At 71.7% G+C, this 16,184-nt stretch carries 14 protein-coding genes and 1 pseudogene; 7 read left to right on the forward strand and 8 right to left on the reverse strand.

Annotated elements, in window-relative coordinates; translation table 11 throughout:
• Nucleotides 1-213 precede the first annotated feature (213 nt).
• On the forward strand, nt 214-654 hold the full coding sequence (locus ABT095_RS00990) for a hypothetical protein (protein WP_350527096.1): 441 nt from the start codon (nt 214-216) through the stop codon (nt 652-654).
• Nucleotides 655-705: 51 nt separating this feature from the next.
• Here the strand turns inward: ABT095_RS00990 and ABT095_RS00995 are convergent, their stop codons facing one another.
• The 3 genes and pseudogenes from ABT095_RS00995 to ABT095_RS01005 all read right to left on the reverse strand — a co-directional run bounded on the left by ABT095_RS00995 (nt 706) and on the right by ABT095_RS01005 (nt 3,684).
• Nucleotides 706-1,722: a chitinase gene (locus ABT095_RS00995; protein ID WP_350527270.1), complete on the reverse strand. Its 1,017-nt coding sequence runs from the start codon at nt 1,720-1,722 to the stop codon at nt 706-708.
• 186 nt (nt 1,723-1,908) lie between these two features.
• A pseudogene (locus ABT095_RS01000) lies at nt 1,909-2,340 on the reverse strand (carbohydrate binding domain-containing protein); the annotation flags it as partial.
• A gap of 192 nt (nt 2,341-2,532) precedes the next feature.
• A complete protein-coding gene (locus ABT095_RS01005; protein WP_350527097.1) occupies nt 2,533-3,684 on the reverse strand; it encodes a citrate/2-methylcitrate synthase in 1,152 nt (383 codons plus the stop codon).
• Nucleotides 3,685-3,820: 136 nt separating this feature from the next.
• On the opposite strand from ABT095_RS01005, the gene ABT095_RS01010 reads away from it, so the two are divergent.
• Nucleotides 3,821-5,059, forward strand: coding sequence for a citrate synthase (locus ABT095_RS01010; RefSeq protein WP_350527098.1), 1,239 nt, complete (start codon nt 3,821-3,823; stop codon nt 5,057-5,059).
• Here the strand turns inward: ABT095_RS01010 and ABT095_RS01015 are convergent.
• Nucleotides 5,034-6,551 (reverse strand): FMN-binding glutamate synthase family protein, encoded by a 1,518-nt coding sequence (locus ABT095_RS01015; RefSeq protein WP_350527099.1) that lies wholly within the window; start codon nt 6,549-6,551, stop codon nt 5,034-5,036. The genes ABT095_RS01010 and ABT095_RS01015 overlap by 26 nt on opposite strands.
• Before the next feature lie 176 nt (nt 6,552-6,727).
• Here ABT095_RS01015 and ABT095_RS01020 point away from each other — a divergent pair, with 176 nt between their 5' ends.
• Together ABT095_RS01020 and ABT095_RS01025 are read left to right on the forward strand one after the other, a co-directional pair.
• The gene (locus ABT095_RS01020; protein ID WP_350527100.1) at nt 6,728-8,695 is read left to right on the forward strand and encodes a lamin tail domain-containing protein; all 1,968 of its coding nucleotides are present in this window, start codon (nt 6,728-6,730) and stop codon (nt 8,693-8,695) included.
• A 157-nt stretch (nt 8,696-8,852) separates the two neighbouring features.
• On the forward strand, nt 8,853-9,266 hold the full coding sequence (locus ABT095_RS01025) for a hypothetical protein (RefSeq protein WP_350527101.1): 414 nt from the start codon (nt 8,853-8,855) through the stop codon (nt 9,264-9,266).
• 148 nt (nt 9,267-9,414) lie between these two features.
• Here ABT095_RS01025 and ABT095_RS01030 read toward each other — a convergent pair whose 3' ends face one another.
• From ABT095_RS01030 to ABT095_RS01040, 3 genes are all read right to left on the reverse strand, one after another.
• Nucleotides 9,415-9,867: a hypothetical protein gene (locus ABT095_RS01030; protein WP_350527102.1), complete on the reverse strand. Its 453-nt coding sequence runs from the start codon at nt 9,865-9,867 to the stop codon at nt 9,415-9,417.
• 398 nt (nt 9,868-10,265) lie between these two features.
• Nucleotides 10,266-10,736 carry a DUF8821 family protein gene (locus ABT095_RS01035; RefSeq protein WP_350527103.1) on the reverse strand — a complete coding sequence of 157 codons (471 nt, stop codon included), beginning with the start codon at nt 10,734-10,736 and terminating at the stop codon, nt 10,266-10,268.
• A gap of 105 nt (nt 10,737-10,841) precedes the next feature.
• Nucleotides 10,842-11,255 carry a transposase gene (locus tag ABT095_RS01040; RefSeq protein WP_350527104.1) on the reverse strand — a complete coding sequence of 138 codons (414 nt, stop codon included), beginning with the start codon at nt 11,253-11,255 and terminating at the stop codon, nt 10,842-10,844.
• A gap of 495 nt (nt 11,256-11,750) precedes the next feature.
• On the opposite strand from ABT095_RS01040, the gene ABT095_RS01045 reads away from it, so the two are divergent.
• On the forward strand, nt 11,751-13,187 hold the full coding sequence (locus tag ABT095_RS01045; protein ID WP_350527105.1) for an MBL fold metallo-hydrolase RNA specificity domain-containing protein: 1,437 nt from the start codon (nt 11,751-11,753) through the stop codon (nt 13,185-13,187).
• A gap of 28 nt (nt 13,188-13,215) precedes the next feature.
• Nucleotides 13,216-13,431, forward strand: a complete 216-nt coding sequence (locus ABT095_RS01050) for a hypothetical protein (RefSeq protein ID WP_350527106.1) — start codon at nt 13,216-13,218, stop codon at nt 13,429-13,431.
• A 44-nt stretch (nt 13,432-13,475) separates the two neighbouring features.
• Here ABT095_RS01050 and ABT095_RS01055 read toward each other — a convergent pair whose 3' ends face one another.
• On the reverse strand, nt 13,476-13,610 hold the full coding sequence (locus ABT095_RS01055) for a hypothetical protein (protein WP_502884777.1): 135 nt from the start codon (nt 13,608-13,610) through the stop codon (nt 13,476-13,478).
• 182 nt (nt 13,611-13,792) lie between these two features.
• Here ABT095_RS01055 and ppsA point away from each other — a divergent pair, with 182 nt between their 5' ends.
• On the forward strand, nt 13,793-16,156 hold the full coding sequence (gene ppsA, locus ABT095_RS01060; RefSeq protein WP_350527107.1) for a phosphoenolpyruvate synthase: 2,364 nt from the start codon (nt 13,793-13,795) through the stop codon (nt 16,154-16,156).
• The last annotated feature ends 28 nt before the right edge of the window (nt 16,157-16,184 follow it).

Genomic DNA, 16,184 nt, shown 5'->3' on the forward strand with positions numbered 1-16,184 from the left:
GTCCGAAACACGGGGAAGCCTTCCGGATCCGACACCTGGTGGTGAAGAGCATCCGGATAACGAATGTTCCAACTCTCATACAGTGACTATTCACTGTATGGAGTGCGGCATTCCGCTTGCGGCGCGTCAGCGAGCGGTAAGTCTGCTGTGACTGCCGCTTGCCAAGGTCTGTCGAGCAACAGAAGCACCACTGCTGACCACGGGAGACCGACGATGATGATCCGTAAGTTCCGCTCACTGCTGGCCACCACCGGGCTGCTCGCGGGAGTGCTCGCCGGCGGGATCGGCGCGGCGGCGCCTGCCTCGGCCAGCGCGAGCTGCCCGTCCGGCGCCGTGCTCTCCTGGACCTACCCCTTCTACGACAGTTCGGGCCGGCCGGCCTCCACCGGGCACATCTTCCAGTACCAGAACGGCGCCTGCGCCTACCTGGAGGCCCAGGGGGTGTACTCCGGGATGTACAAGTGGATGGACATCCAGATCAAGGATGTCTACTCCACCGGCCAGACCGGCTACGACGCGGGCCACTTCCTCTACTACGCGGGCCCGGTCTCGATCTACCCCGGCAACGGCAACTGCCTGGAGGTCTGGTTCGACATGCAGAACTCGGCCGGCACCTACGTGACCAAGACCACCGAGTTCACGAACTGCGACTGAGCCGCGAACCGATCCGGTCCGGTCCCCGCGCGGGGACCGGACCGGATCGGCTCAACGGCCCTGCAGGGCCTTGACGTTGTCGCCGAATGTCCAGCCCTTCGAGCCGTCCCAGTTGATCGACCAGGTCATGAGCCCCTTGAGCGCGCCGCCGAAGGCGCTCCACGACTGGCCGACCAGGCTCGGCGCCATGTACCCACCGCCCGCACCTGGTTGGGCCGGCAGGCCGGGCACCTGCTTGTCGTAGGGCACCTTGATCGTGGTGCCCTGGATGGTCAGACCGTTGTTGAGGCAGGTGGTCTGCACGGTGAACCCCTGGACGGTGCCCGCCTGGTAGGAGTCGCCGGAGCAGCCGTACATGCTGCCGTTGTAGTACTGCATGTTGAGCCACCACAGCCGGCCGTTGTCGGCGTACTTCTTGATGATCGGCAGGTAGGCACCCCAGATCGAGCCGTAGGTGACGCTGCCGCCGGTGACGTACGCGGTCTCGGGCGCCATCGTCAGGCCGAAGCCGGCCGGCATCTGGGCCAGCACGCCGTCGATGATCCGCTCCAGGTTGGCCTGGGAGGCGGAGAGCGTGCCGATGCTGCCGCTGCCGGACAGGCCGGTCTCTATGTCGATGTCGATCCCGTCGAAGTTGTACTTCTTCAGGATCGGCACCACGGTCGCCACGAACCTGTCGGCGACGGTGCTCGAGCTCAGGTCGATGCCCGCGGCGGCGCCGCCGATCGACATCAGCAGGGTCGCCCCGGCCGCCTTGGCCTGGCACATCTCGGCGGGGGTCGAGACCTTGACGCCCGAGTCCATGCCGTCCTGCCATAGCGCGGTGCCGTCCGAGAGGATCACCGGGAAGGCGGCGTTGATCACGTTGTAGCCGTGCGCGGCGATCCGGCTGTCCGTGATCGGTACCCAGCCCATCCCCGGGTGCACGCCGTTCGCGGCGCCGTCCCAGTTCTCCCAGTACCCCTGCAGCACCTTGCCGGCGGGCCTGGGCTTCGTGGGGCAGGTGTCACCACCGGGCGGCGTGCTCGTGGGGGGCGTGCTGGTGGGCGGCGTGCTCGTGGGCGGCACGGAGGTGGGCGGCGCACTGGTGGGCGGAGGCGAGGTCGGCGGGGCCGAGGTCGGCGAGGGCGAGGGGCTGCTGCCGCCCGGCCCGAGCAGTGACACGTCGTCGGCGTAGTAGGCCGGCTGTCCGTACCAGCCGTGCAGATAGACCGTCACCAAGGTGGTGCCCGCCCCGGTGCCGAAGGAGACGCTCAACTGCCCGTACGCCGCGTTGTTCGGCGTCCAGGTCGAGGTGGTACCGGTCAGGCCGGTGCCGGTGGCGCCCAGGTAGACGTAGCTGCCCTGGACGTAAGCACTCAGCGTGTACTGGGAGTTGGGCTGCACGCTGACGGTCTGGCTGCACTGGGCGTCGTCCTGCCCGATCGGCGTGCCCTGCAGCGCGCCGGCGCCGGAGTGCACCGGGCTGCCCACGGCCGAGCCGCCGGAGCAGCTCCAGCCCGAAAGTCCGCTCTCGAAGCCGGGGTTGGCCACCAGGTTGGTGGTGGCGGCCCCGGCGGAGACGGACCCGGCCACGGCGATCCCGGCGCCGACCACGGCGACCGCGCACGCTCCGGCGAGGGATCTCCTCAGCAGGCTCGGTTTGGGCACGGCGCGGCCCGGGGCGAGCGACCTCCGACTGGACATGTGGTGCTCCCTTCCCGCCGGGCGCCATGGACATGACCATCGCGTGGGGGCGTGCCGCCCGGCAACGGGTGAGGTGGGGACATGTGGGGGCTGTACCGGTCGGGATCGTAGGAGGGACGACCTGACGCGTCAATAGGTCTGGACCAATGACGAGGGTGTGCCCCACCCGGGCAAGGGTGCACCGACGGGCCGTCAGACCATCGGCAGCGGCTGCGGCGCGGCCGGTCCGGCGTAGCGGGCGGCGGGGCGGATGATCTTCGGATCGGCGGCCTGCTCCAGGACGTTCGCGCTCCAGCCGATCGCGCGCGCTGCGGCGAAGGTGGGGGTGAACATCTCCCTCGGCAGACCGCACAGGTGCATCACCACGCCGGCGTAGAACTCCACGTTGATGTGCAGCTCCCGCCCGGGCTTCAGTTCGGCCAGGATCTCCTCGACCCGGGCCTCCACCTGCACGGCGAGCTCCACCAGCTCGCCGCCGAACGACTCGGCGACCCCGCGCAGCATCCGCGAGCGCGGATCCTCCGTCCGGTACACGGCGTGCCCGAAGCCCATGATCCGCTCACCGGCCAGCACCCGCTGCCGAATCCAGCCGTCGATCCGGTCCGGGGTGCCGATCGCGTCCAGGGTGTCGAGCGCCCGGCTCGGCGCACCGCCGTGCAGCGGCCCCGACAGGGCGCCGAGCCCGCCGACCAGACACGCCACCAGATCGGCCCCGGTGGAGGCGATCACCCGGGCGGTGAAGGTCGAGGCGTTGAAGCCGTGGTCGACCGTGGAGATCAGGTACTGCTCGATCGCCCGGGCCTTGGCCGGCTCGGGCTCCTCCCCCGTCAGCATGTAGAGGTAGTTGGCCGCGTAGCCGAGGTCCGCCCGGGGCTCCACCGGCTGCTCACCCCGCTGCAGCCGGTGCAGGGCGGTCAGCACGGTGGGCACCAGCGCGGTGGCGAACAGCGCGTCCTCGAGGCGCTCCGCCGGCTCGGTGTCGTACAGCGGCCGCAGGCCGCGGCCGGCCGCCGCGACCGACAGCGCGGCGCCGAGGGCCGCGAGCGGACCGCCGTGCGCGGTGCTCGCCGCCAGCGCGGGCAGCACCTGGCGCAGCGCGGCGGGCAGCGGGCGCAGCGCGGCGGTCCGGGCCAGGAAGGCGGCGCGGCCCGCGGCGTCCGGCAACTCCCCGACCAGCATCAGGTGCCAGACGTCCTCCAGGGTGCGCTGCTCGGCGAGCTCGATCGCGGAGTACTGGCGGTAGTGGTAGAAGCCCTCCAGCCCCCGGACGTCACTCAGCCGGGTGTCGGTGACCACGACGCCCTTGAGGCCGCGGGGGACCTCGATCTCGATGGTGTTCGGCATGGCAGCAACCCCTTTTCCCGGCGTTCGCGTTGACGTTCGTACTCTCCGATCATTGATCCATGTTGTCAACGTTGATTGGAATCAATGTGCAATACTCTGGATCATCAGCACGACGCATCGGGAGGACGGGCGGAGCATGGCCGAACGGCTGACCACCCAGCAGGTCGCCGAGCGACTCGGCGTCAAGGTCGAGACGGTGTACGCCTACGCCAGCCGTGGCCAGCTGAGCAGCGAGCGCGCTCCCGGCGGCAAGGGCAGCACCTTCGACGCCCGCGAGGTGGCCGAGCTGGCCGCCCGGGGCCGCCGCACGGTGGTGCGCCCGCCCGCCGACGAACCGGTCACGCTGCGGACGGGGCTGACCCTGATCGAGCACGGCCGGCTCTACTACCGGGGCCGGGACGCCGTCGAGTTGGCCGCCCGGTACGGCTTCGAGGCCGCGATCGGCTGGCTCTGGGGGCACGGCGCCGACGCCCCGGTGGCGCTGCGGGTGCCCCCGGCCACGGCCGAGGCACTGGCCCGGACCGCCGCCGCACTGCCGGCCGGGATCCGGCTGCCGGACCGGCTCCGGATCTCCGCCGGCGTCGCCGCCGCGCTCGACCCGCTGCGCTTCGACCTGCGCGAGCAGACGGTGCTGGCCGCCGGGTCCGCCCTGATCGCCGGGATGGTGGAGGCGCTCCCGCCCACCGGCCCCCTCCCGGGTCCGGATGCCACGCTGGCGGCCCGGCTCTGGAGCCGGCTCGCCACGGCCGCGCCCGCGCCGGAGGCGCTGGCCTGCCTGGACCGCGCCCTGGTGCTGCTCATGGACCACGAGCTGGCGGTGTCCACGGTGGCGGCCCGGGTGGCGGCCTCCGCGCGGGCCAACCCGTACGCGGTGGTGTCGGCCGGGCTCGGCGCCACGGACAGCCCGCTGCACGGCGCGGCCAGCTCGCTGGCGTACCGGCTGCTCGGCGAGGTGCTGGCCGGCGGCGCCCTGCCGGTGGTCTCCGACCATCTGCGCACCGGCCGCCCGGTGCCCGGGCTCGGCCACCCGCTCTACCCGGAGGGCGACCCGAGGGCCGCCGCCCTGCTCGAAGCCGTGGCCCGGCTCGACGGCGGGGCGGCCGTGGTGCGGGCGGTCGCCGAGGTCGAGGCGGCGGCGGGCCCGGCCGGGCACCCGGCACTGCGGGCCAACGTCGACCTGGCGCTGGCCGCCCTGGCGCTCACCGCCGGGCTGTCGGCGGAGGCCGGCGAGGTGGTCTTCGCGGTGGCCCGCACCCCGGGCTGGCTGGCCCACGCGGTGGAGGAGTACCGCGAGGAGCCGCTGCGGCTGCGCGCCCGAGGCAGCTACACGGGGCCCCGGGCGCGGGGGACTACCGGGCCGTCATCAGCGCGGTGATCTCCTTGGCGAGCTGCGGGCCGAGCTCGCCCCAGCCCTCCTGGTAGCCGTACAGGTCGGCCAGGGTGCGGGCCTCGTAGTCGCCGTTCATGACCTCGACGTCCGCGGGCGTGATGAGGGACGGGTGGGCGACGCCCACGGCCGAGGAGACCTTCATCAGCTCCTTGCGCAGGGTGCGCAGGTAGACGGCGGCCCGGGTGGACTTCGAGGCCGGGTCCAGGCCCCGGGCCAGCCACGGGTTCTGGGTGGCGATGCCGGTGGGGCACCTGTCGGTGTGGCACTTCTGCGCCTGGATGCAGCCGATCGAGAGCATCGCCTCCCGCGCCACGTTGATCATGTCGACCCCGAGTGCGAAAGCCACTGCGGCATTCTCGGGCAGGCCGAGCTTGCCGGAGCCGATGAACGTCAGCTCGTCGGTCAGCCCGAGCTCCGCGAAGGTGCCGTACACCCGGGAGAAGCCCATCCGGAACGGCAGCGAGACCGAGTCGGCGAACATCCGCGGCGCGGCGCCCGTGCCGCCCTCGCCGCCGTCGATGGTCACGAAGTCGACCCCGCGGTCCCGACGCGCCATCAGGGTGGCCAGCTCCTGCCAGAAGCCCAGCTCACCGACCGCGCTCTTCACCCCGACCGGCAGGCCGGTCTCGGTGGCGAGCAGCTCGACGAAGTCCAGCATCGAGTCCACGTCGCTGAACGCGGTGTGCCGCGACGGCGAGGCGCAGTCCTTGCCCACCGGGATGCCGCGGATCTCGGCGATCTCGGGGGTGACCTTGGCGCCCGGCAGCATGCCGCCCAGGCCCGGCTTGGCGCCCTGCGAGAGCTTGATCTCGATCGCCTTGACCGGCGCGCTCTCGACCACCTGCTTGAGCTTGCTCAGGTTGAAGCTGCCGTCCTCGTTGCGGCAGCCGAAGTACGCGGTGCCGAGCTGCAGCACGAGGTCGCCGCCGCCGCGGTGGTGCGGGGAGAGCCCGCCCTCACCGGTGTTGTGCATGGTGCCCGCGAGCGCCGCGCCCTTGTTGAGGGCGGTGATGGCCGCGCCGGAGAGCGAGCCGAAGCTCATCGCCGAGATGTTGACCACGCTGGCCGGGCGGAACGCCTTGGCCCGCCCGCGCGGGCCGCCGAGCACCTTGGCCGAGGGCAGCGGGGCCTGCGGGTCGTGCGTGTCGGGCAGGTTGTCGGCGAAGGTGCGCTGCTTGAGGTAGGCATGGCCCTGGACGTGCTCGACGTCCACCTCGGTGCCGAAGCCGAAGTAGTTGTTCTCCTCCTTCGCGGAGGCGTAGATCCAGCTGCGCTGGTCGCGGCTGAACGGGCGCTCCTCCTCGTTGGAGGTCACGATGTACTGCCGCAGCTCGGGCCCGATCGTCTCCAGCAGGTACCGGGCGTGCCCGACGACGGGGAAGTTCCGGAGCAGCGCGTGGCGCTTCTGCATGAGGTCACGGGCGGCCAGGGCCGCCACCGCCGTCGCGGCCACCACGCCGATCTTCCGGGCTTGCATGGACGTTCCTCCTAAAGCACGACACCCTGACCAAGCGATGTTAGGAGGACGTCCGAACACCCCTGCGGCCAGGGGTGCCGGTGCGACGGACGCGCGCCTGGCGTTCCGGCGGCCAGCAGGTGGCATTCAGCCCGCGTACACGTCGTTTCCACGTTGGATCAGCAGAGTTCGGCGTCATGCCTACCTCTCGCTCGCGTACTGGCGTCGCCTCAGCGTGCGCCGCGGCACTGAGCTTCTCAGGACTCGTCGCCACCGGCCTCGTCACCGCCCAGCCCGCGGCCGCCGCCGACCCGGCCGGCTACCAGAACGTCCGGATCAACGAGGTCACCTCCTCGAACAGCGACACCGTGGAGCTGTTCAACACCGGTACGGCCGCGGTGAGCATCAGCGGCTGGAAGATGTCCGACGACAGCTTCTCGCCGACCGCGTTCTCGCCGTCCTCCGCCACCATCCCGGCCGGCGGCTTCGTCACCTTCAACTCCCCCAAGGGCCTGGGCGACTCGGACAAGGTGGTGCTCTACACCGCCGGCGGCACCGTGGTCGACCGGGTCGAATGGGCCACCAACGCGGCCAAGCCGGCCATGGCCCGCTGCGGCGGCGACGGCACCGGCGCCTGGGTGACGCTGACCACCGCGACCACCTTCGGCGCCGCGAACGCCGGGGGCTGCCCGCCCGTGCCGGCCGCGAGCAAGGTCCGGATCAACGAGGTCACCTCGGACGGCCTGGACACCGTCGAGCTCTACAACGGCGGCACCACGGCGGTGAGCATCGGCACCTGGAAGTACGTCGACAACGACACCACCCACGCCCCGGTCCCGGTCTCGTCCTCCTCCCCGAGCGCGACCACCGTCCCGGCGGGCGGCTACGTCACCTTCAACTCGGCCCTGGGGCTGGGCGCCAACGACTCCCTCTTCCTGATCGACGGCAGCGGCACCACCATCGACTCGGTCACCTGGGCCTCCAATGCCGCCAGCCCCTCGGAGGAACGCTGCGCCAACGGCACCGGCTGGTTCCGGACGGCCGTGACCGCCTCCTTCGGCGGTGCCAACTCCTGTACCGGCAGCGGCGGGGGCGGCGGCCAGACCGGCCAGCTGCTCGGCGGCGGTGGCGCGCTCACCAGCGGCTGCACCCCCGAGGCGCCCTCCGGCACCGGCTCCACCCCGTCCGGCACCCTGGCCTGGCCGGGCGGCCTGGACGTCACGATCGCCGACAACGTCTGCGCCTTCACCACCTCCGCCGGCCCGGAGGGCCGTGACCTGAGCGGCCTGGCCTTCGACCCGGCCAACCCCTCGGTGCTGTGGGGCGCGAAGAACAAGAGCTGGCTCTACAAGCTGGTCAAGAGCGGCGGCAAGTGGGTGCCGGACGCGTCCTGGAGCGCCACCGGCAAGCAGATCAAGTTCGCGGGCGGCACCGGCCAGCCAGACTCCGAGGGCCTCACCGTCGGCGCCAACGGGCACGTCTACGTGACCTCCGAGCGCGACAACACCGACAACACCGTGCCCAAGGACACCATCATGGAGTTCGACCCGGCGGCCACCGGCTCGAGCCTCACCCCGGTCCACCAGTGGGACATGACCTCGCAGTTCCCGCAGCTGAACACCGGCAGCAAGGACGACGCCAACCTCGGCTTCGAGGGCGTCAGCTACGTCCCGGACTCCTGGCTGACCGCGAACGGCTGGGTCGACCCGCTGACCGGCGCCGCCTACAACCCGGCGAACTACCCGCTGCACGGCTCGGGCCTGTTCTTCGCCGGCCTGGAGTGGGACGGCACCCTGCACGTCTACGGCCTCAACTCCGACGGCTCCTTCACCACCTTCGGCACCGTCGCGACCGGCAAGGTCTCGGTGATGGACGTGATGTTCGACGCCGGCACCCAGCGCATCGTCGCCACCTGTGACAACACCTGTGGCGAGACCCACACCTTCATGAAGGTCGACGCGAGCGGCGTCATCGTCCCGGACGTGACCTACACCAACCCGGCCGTCATGCCGGTCGACAACCTGGAGGGCTTCGCCATCGCCCCCACCTCGACCTGCATCAGCGGCTCCCGCGAGGCCGTCTGGACGGACGACGGCATCTACGGCTTCGGCGCCGGCACCTCCTCCTCGGGCCACGCCCTCTACAGCGGCACCTTCCCCTGCTGACCCCGCCGCCCTGAACCACCCGGAGCTCCCGGCCGCCTCCCGTGGTCGGGAGCTCCGCCGTTCCGCCGGGTCGGCCCACCGTCAGTGCACGGTAAGTCCCGCGTAAGCCGCCTCTGCCAGGCTCGGCCCGAACCGCCAACGAACAGGAGATCGCACCATGCGCAGGCTCGCAGCCGCCGCTCTCGTCGCCGTGACCACGGGCGCCACGCTCGTCGGCACGACCGCACCGTCCTACGCCGCCGCTCCCACCGGCGCCGAGACCTGCCCCAGCGGCAGCATCTGCCTCTACTACAACTCGCCGCAGTACGGCTGGGGAGCCTTCGAGCACTGGAGCCCCGGCGGCTACGGCGACCTGAGCGAGTTCACCTTCGCCAACTGGGGCAACGGCTCCGGCTACGGCGTCAGCGTCGGCGGCCACGCGGCCTCGGTGGTCAACAACTCCGGCCACACCCTCACCTTCTACAACGGCAAGTGGGCCCACGGCACGGTGGTGTTCTACGCCGACCCCGGCTACGCGGGCGTGCTGCCCAGCGGCATCTACAACAACGAATGGTCGATGTACACCGACTGACGACCGGACAGACCGGATCCTCAGCCCACTGGCCCGGGACGACGATCCCGGGCCGCACCATCACGAAGATCATCCCGATCGACCACATTTCGGCCTGGCCACCCGGGCCGGGTTTGGCGGCGCCACCGGCCGAGTACGGGTACAGCGTTCACCCCCCCACCGAGGGAGGCCGCTTGAGCACCACGACACCCCGTCCGAAGAGACAGCAAAGGCCGACGAGGAACTCCGCTGGCCGGCCGACGGCCGCCGCATCAAGGCGATCGAGGCGATCAGCGTCACCGCGATGGCCCGCCGCCTGCCCAGCCCGGTGGTCCGCGCCTTCCGGCTCGGCTGGCGGATCGACCGCAGATCCGTCGCCCTCCTGCTCACCTGCCAGGTCGTCTCCGCCGTCCTCGGCGCCGCCGTGCTGCGCGCCACCGTCGCCGCCGAGCTCACCGTCTACGACCACGCCGGGTACCTGGTTCAGCCGGCGCCGGGCCAGCTCCGGGAACCAGCCCTTGATCAGCTTGCCCCAGTCCGCCTCGCTCGTGGGCGGCCCACCCGGGGCCATCCCGGACGCCTCCGCAGGCGCCAGATACTTCCTGATGGTCTCGCGGTCCACCCCCAACGAGGCCGCGAGCTGGTTCCAGAGTGTCCGCCGACCTCTCGGCCTGTCGGTCGAGGGACGGTGACGACTCCGAGACGGTCAGGACCCTCAACCCGGCTCGGGGATGCCCAAGGGGAACCTGAACGATTCGGACCGAACGATCACTAGCAGGTCAAACCACATGATCTGGGGTGTTCAAGGCTTTCGTCGCGGTCAAGTTCCGCTTGAGGACTCGTGACCGCGGCCCTGGCCAAATCCGTGACCATGAAGCCGCAGAAGTGGGGGAAATCGCTGACCGTTCACAGGCCGGCGCGCTCACCCTAATGGACACCGCGGTCCGACTCGTCTTACTGAACCCACAACCCGCCGGCCCCTTGCTCGCCGCTGCTGTCACCCCAGGCCCACCCGGCGCCCTACAGGGCGCCGTATTCGTTCTTGATGACGAAGAACGACCCACGGATCGTCCCGGCGAGCTTCGACTTCTGGCGGGCGAACTTGAACCGCTCGGCGAGCTCCTCCGGGACCTCCATCCCTTCCGAGAGCTTGAACCCGACCGCCCGCTTCCCGTCGTCGAGGGTGTACATCACGTTGATCGACAGCCCGCTCTCGTAGAAGACGTAGGCCATCTTGATGTTCTCGACCTGGAAGGCGGTGGCTTCGAGGGGCCGGGACGCGATGACGATCTCGCGCTCCTCCCGGAGGATCCGGTGCACCCAGTCGACGACCTCGCCGGCCTCCTCCGCGGGCTCCACCGTGAAGGTGTGGTCGTACTTGGTCTTAAAATAGCGGGCCTCATTGGCCCGCAACCCGGCGAGCCGCTCGGCCACCGGCGACGACTCCAGGCCGACGGTGGACACCTTGTCGAAGTCGACTACGTAGCTCACTCGGTCCTCCTGACCACGCTGACCGGCGGCGCATCCCCCGGCGATGTGTTCACGCTATGTGACGCCGGTCGGCGGGGCTTCTCGAATCCTGATCGATCAGCGCCGTCAGCCGACGGCGGCTCCCCGGACGAACCCGGCGAAGCGGTGGGCGAACTCCCGGCTGGTCCAGGCCCCAAAAAAGCTCACCTCCTGCGGGGTCGGCGGCGGGGAGCCGTCCACCACCCCGGTGTGGATGCAGTACATCAGGGTGTCGGGCTCGCCCTCCTCCACCTGCAGCACCAGGTCTCCGACGCCTCGCCGCTGAGGCCGTCGGCACGTTCTTCTGGTCCTGACCGCCGCCGGAGCCGGGACGGTCCGTGCGGCCACCCACGGTGCGGTGGGGCACGCAGCGGGAGCCGCCACGCCAGGCCTGATGGTGGCCACCTCGGTCACCGTCTTGTCCGAGGACAGCGCGAGCTCGACCGCGTCCCGCTTGAACTCGGCCGGGTACCGCTTGCTCCTGTTGCTCTGCTTGCTCACTGCCTGGGCTGCTTCCTCCGGGACCATCCGTCCCGGTATCAAGCTGTCCAGGTCAGCGGGGGTACCTCACCGCGGCTCTGTGTAAAAAGATCACCTCGACTGCTGGGTGGTCACGCAACCATGCGGCCAGCGACTCGGCGTCTCCGCCCGGCAGGACGTCGATCGGGCGGCGCGCCTCAGGTCGACCAGCAGCGTGGCATGCGAGTCGACCTTGCGCAGAGCAAAGTCGTCCACGCCCGGCCCGAATCTCCGTCCTCATGTCCCTCCTCCCACCACCGACCGGGCTCCGCCCGACTGCCGCCCCCAGGCGACGCCGATCACAAGGGCCGAACGGCCCCGTCACAGGCAGGAACGGCCCGCCGTACCGGACGGCCTGGTGGCCCGTCAGGCCCGGGGGCAGGGACCTGCGGCCCGCTGTCGCCGCCCGCCCTGACGGCCAGGGTGGTCCACGACAGCCGACAATGCGGCCGACGGCCCGGAGAGCAGGTGGCACCCATGCACAGTGACCTCGACGAATGCCCGCCCAGGCGCGCCTCGGCCCCTCGCCCGGGGCTGCTCACCTTCCTGGGCGGCGTGGGCACCGTCACCGGCAGCAAGTACCTGGTGGAGACCGACCACGCCCGGGTCATGGTGGACTGCGGCCTGTTCCAGGGCCCGGCCGAACTGCGCCGGCGCAACCGGCGCCCGCTGCCGCTCGACCCGCACGACGTCGACGCCGTCGTGCTCACCCACGCGCACCTCGACCACTGCGGCTACCTGCCGCGCCTGGTCCGCGACGGCTTCGCCGGGCCGGTGTACTGCACCCCCGACACAGCCCGGATCGCGGAGCTCGTGCTGCGCGACAGCGCCCACCTGCTCCGCGAGGAGGCCGCTCACGCCAACCTCCACGGCTGGTCCAAGCACCGCCCCGCCGAGCCGCTCTACGACGACCACGACGTCGACCAACTGCTGCGGCTGCTGCGCCCGATCGAGCTCGGCTCCCCCACCGAGATCGCCCCGGGCACGGTGCTCCGGCTGCACCACGCGGGCCACATCCTGGGCTCCTCCTGGGCCCACCTCACCCTGGAGGACGGCGCGACGATCGCCTTCAGCGGCGATCTCGGCCGCCCGGTGCACCCGCTGCTGACCCCGCCGGAGCCCTTCCACGGCGCGGACGTCCTGCTGGTGGAGTCCACCTACGGCAACCGGCACCACGACGACCAGGCCTCCCGGGTGCACTTCGCCGACGCGGTCAACCGCACCCTGGCGCGCGGTGGGCACGTCCTGATCCCGTCCTTCGCGGTCGACCGCACCGAGGTGGTACTGCACGAGCTCGCCGAACTCAAGCGCACCGGCAAGATCCCCGCCTCCGTGCCGGTCTTCGTGGACAGCCCGATGGCGCTGCGCACCCTGCGCATCTACCAGGACGCGATCGACCGCCGCTCCCCCTGCCTGCGGCCGGAGGTGACCGAGGACGGCAGCGGCGCACTCGACCCCGAGCCGTTCACGGCGGCCCGCTCGTCCGAGGAGTCGGCCGGCATCCAGCACAGCGCGGTGCCGAGCATCATCGTCTCCGCCTCCGGGATGGCCACCGGCGGCCGGGTGGTGCACCACCTGCAGCGGCTGCTGCCGGACCCGCGCAACACCGTCCTGATCGTCGGCTTCGCCGCCTACGGCACCCGGGCCCGCGACCTGGTGGACGGTGCCCGGGCACTGAAGATGTACGGCGGCTACGTCCCGGTCCGGGCCGAGGTGGTCGACGTCCCGGGCTTCTCCGCGCACGCGGACGCGGACGAGGTGCTCGGCTGGCTGCGCGACGCCCCGGCCCCCGGCACGGTCTACCTGGTCCACGGCGAACCGTCCGGATCGGAGCACCTGCGCCGGCGGATCGCCGAGGAGCTCGGCTGGAACGCCGTCGTCCCGGCGCCCGGCGAACGCGTCCTGATCCGCTGACCGACGACACCGAAGGAGGAGGAGAACCATGGAGCAGGAAGGACCGGCCATCGAACTGGCCGGGCTGAGCAAGCGCTACGGCCGCCGGACCGGAGTCGAGGGCCTCGATCTGACGGTGCGGCGGGGCGAGGTGTTCGGGTTCCTCGACCCCAACGGCGCGGGCGAGACCACCACCATCCGCTGCGTCGCGCATGCCGTCCTCCACCACACACAGGCCCCGGTCGCGGTCGTCCCGCACGATTGAACGTCCAGGGAGCTTGAAAGCAGCGGTGGCCTCGGCGTCATGCCTCATCGAGCCGGCCGGCAGGTCCAGTCGTCGCAGCCGTCCGGGGCGCGGTCGATCTCGGTGTGGGTGGCCAGCGCGGCCACGCTCCGGCCGGGCAGGAGTGCGGTGAGTTCGCGGGCCAGCAGGGTGCCGATCATTCCCTGGGTCTGCGCACCGAGGACGTCACGGTCCCGGCCCGCAACGCCGGTGGTCCCGCGGGCCGCACCGCGCCCCGAGAAGGGACCTCCGGCCCACCTCCGGGGCCCCACCGGCTCTCCCGGGCCAGGGCCGCCGAGCGGTTGGCTGTCAGCAGGAGCACACGACCTCAGGAGGAGTACCGATGGACCGCGTGATCTGGTTCGACCAGCTCGGCCGCGACGACGTCGCCCTGGTGGGCGGCAAGAACTCCTCGCTGGGGGAGCTGGTCCGGCACCTGGCACCGGCCGGTGTCCGGGTGCCCGACGGGTTCGCCACCACGGCCGACGCCTACCGCGAGTACCTCGGCACCGACGGCCTCCGGGAGACCGTCCGCGACCAGCTCGCCCGCCTGCACGCCGGTGCGCCACTGGCCGAGGTCGGTGCGGCCGTCCGCGCGGCGGTCCTGGCGGCGCCGCTGCCCGAGGCCCTGGCCGGTGCGCTCACCGAGGCGTACGCCGAGCTCGCCCGGCGGGCCGGCCAACCGGACCCGGACGTGGCCGTGCGCTCCAGCGCCACTGCCGAGGACCTGCCGGAGGCGAGCTTCGCCGGGCAGCAGGAGACCTTCCTCAACGTGCGGGGGCCCGAGGCGCTCCTCGAGGCCTGCCGGCGGTGCTTCGCCTCACTGTTCACCGACCGGGCGATCGACTACCGGGAGCGGCTCGGCTACGACCATCTGACGGTGGCGCTCTCCGTCGGCGTCCAGCTGATGGTCCGCTCGGACCTGGGCGGCGCCGGCGTGATGTTCACCCTGGACACCGAGACCGGCTTCCCCGAGGCGGTCGTGGTCAGCGCGGCCTGGGGCCTGGGCGAGACGGTGGTCAGCGGCCAGGTGGACCCGGACGAGTACCTGGTGTTCAAGCCGCTGCTCAAGGACCCGGCCCTGAACCCGGTGCTGAGCGCGCAGACCGGGCCCAAGCGCTGCAAGGCCGTCTACGCCGAGGAGGGCCTGACCCGGACCGTCGAGACCACGCCCGAGGAACGGGCGGCCCGGGTACTGACCGACCCCGAGGTGCGCAACCTCGCCGAGTGGGCGGTGGCCGTGGAGGCACACTACGGCTGCCCGATGGACATCGAGTGGGCCAAGGACGGCCGCACCGGCGAGCTGTTCCTGGTCCAGGCCCGCCCGGAGACCGTCCAGTCCCGTCGGCACGGCGGCGTGCTGCGGCGCTTCCGGCTGACCGGCTCCGCCGAGCCGCTGCTGCGGGGCATCGCGGTGGGCGAGGCGATCGGCGCCGGCCCGGTCTGCCTGCTCGACAGTCCGGTGGACCTCGACCGCTTCCCCGAGGGCGCCGTGCTGGTCACGGGCATCACCGACCCGGACTGGGAGCCGTTGATGAAGCGGGCCTCGGCCATCGTCACCGACCACGGCGGGCGCACCTCGCACGCCGCGATCGTCAGCCGGGAGCTGGGCGTCCCGGCCGTGGTCGGCACGGGTACCGGCACCACCGCGCTGGCCGACCGCCGGCCGGTGACGGTCAGCTGCGCCGAGGGCGCGGAGGGGAACGTGTACGCCGGGCGGGTGCCCTACGAGACGACCGACACCGACCTCTCGGCCCTGCCGAGGACCCGCACCCGAGTCATGCTCAACCTGGCCGACCCTGCCGCCGCCTTCCGCTGGTGGCAGCTCCCGGCCGACGGCGTCGGGCTGGCCCGGACCGAGTTCGTGGTGGCGCACCAGGTCCGGGTCCACCCGATGGCCCTGGTCCACCCGGAACGTCTCTCCGCCGACGAGCGCCGCCGGGTCGACGCCCTCACCGATGGGTTCGCCGACCGCACGGACTACTTCGTCGACCGTCTCGCCGCCGGGGTGGCCCGGATCGCGGCCTCCCGCTGGCCGGACCCGGTGATCGTCCGGTTGAGCGACTTCAAGACCAACGAGTACGCGGGGCTCGTGGGCGGCAGGCCGTTCGAGCCGGTCGAGGCCAACCCGATGATCGGCTGGCGGGGCGCGAGCCGCTACTACGACGAGCGCTACCGCGAGGGCTTCGCCCTCGAGTGCCGGGCGCTGCGGAAGGTCCGCGAGGAGCTGGGGCTGACCAACGTGGTCGCGATGATCCCGTTCTGCCGCACTCCCGAGGAGGGCGACCGGGTGCTCGCCGAGCTGGCCGCCAACGGCCTGCCACGCGGCGGCAACGGCCTGCAGGTCTACGTGATGGCCGAGATCCCCGCCAACATCGTCCTCGCCGAACAGTTCGCGGAGCGCTTCGACGGCTTCTCCATCGGCAGCAACGACCTCACCCAGCTCACCCTCGGCGTCGACCGCGACTCCGACCTGCTCACCCACCTCTTCGACGAGAGCAACCGGGCCGTCACCCGCTCCATCGAGCACCTGATCACCACCGCCCACGAGGCCGGCCGCCATGTCGGTCTCTGCGGCCAACGCCCCAGCAACGACCAGGCGTTCACCCGCTTCCTGGTCCGGGCCGGGATCGACTCCATCTCCGTCACCCCGGACAGCTTCGCCACCGTCAAGCAGCACGTGGCCGAGGCGGAGCGCGGCCTCTGACCCGACCCGGCACTGCGGCCCGCCACCG

Source organism: Kitasatospora sp. NPDC002227, from assembly GCF_040296285.1.
In the GTDB taxonomy this organism is placed as follows: domain Bacteria; phylum Actinomycetota; class Actinomycetes; order Streptomycetales; family Streptomycetaceae; genus Kitasatospora.

What these genes read in the sequence shown, in the direction of transcription:
- ABT095_RS01025 (WP_350527101.1), top strand. Translation starts at nt 8,853, where the DNA reads ATGCGCAGGCTCGCAGCCGCCGCTCTCGTCGCCGTGACCACGGGCGCC.
- ABT095_RS01020 (WP_350527100.1), top strand. Translation starts at nt 6,728, where the DNA reads ATGCCTACCTCTCGCTCGCGTACTGGCGTCGCCTCAGCGTGCGCCGCG.
- ABT095_RS01045 (WP_350527105.1), top strand. Translation starts at nt 11,751, where the DNA reads ATGCACAGTGACCTCGACGAATGCCCGCCCAGGCGCGCCTCGGCCCCT.
- ABT095_RS01015 (WP_350527099.1), bottom strand. Translation starts at nt 6,551, where the DNA reads ATGCAAGCCCGGAAGATCGGCGTGGTGGCCGCGACGGCGGTGGCGGCC.
- ABT095_RS00990 (WP_350527096.1), top strand. Translation starts at nt 214, where the DNA reads ATGATGATCCGTAAGTTCCGCTCACTGCTGGCCACCACCGGGCTGCTC.
- ABT095_RS01050 (WP_350527106.1), top strand. Translation starts at nt 13,216, where the DNA reads ATGGAGCAGGAAGGACCGGCCATCGAACTGGCCGGGCTGAGCAAGCGC.
- ABT095_RS01055 (WP_502884777.1), bottom strand. Translation starts at nt 13,610, where the DNA reads ATGATCGGCACCCTGCTGGCCCGCGAACTCACCGCACTCCTGCCCGGC.
- ABT095_RS01010 (WP_350527098.1), top strand. Translation starts at nt 3,821, where the DNA reads ATGGCCGAACGGCTGACCACCCAGCAGGTCGCCGAGCGACTCGGCGTC.
- ABT095_RS01005 (WP_350527097.1), bottom strand. Translation starts at nt 3,684, where the DNA reads ATGCCGAACACCATCGAGATCGAGGTCCCCCGCGGCCTCAAGGGCGTC.
- ppsA (WP_350527107.1), top strand. Translation starts at nt 13,793, where the DNA reads ATGGACCGCGTGATCTGGTTCGACCAGCTCGGCCGCGACGACGTCGCC.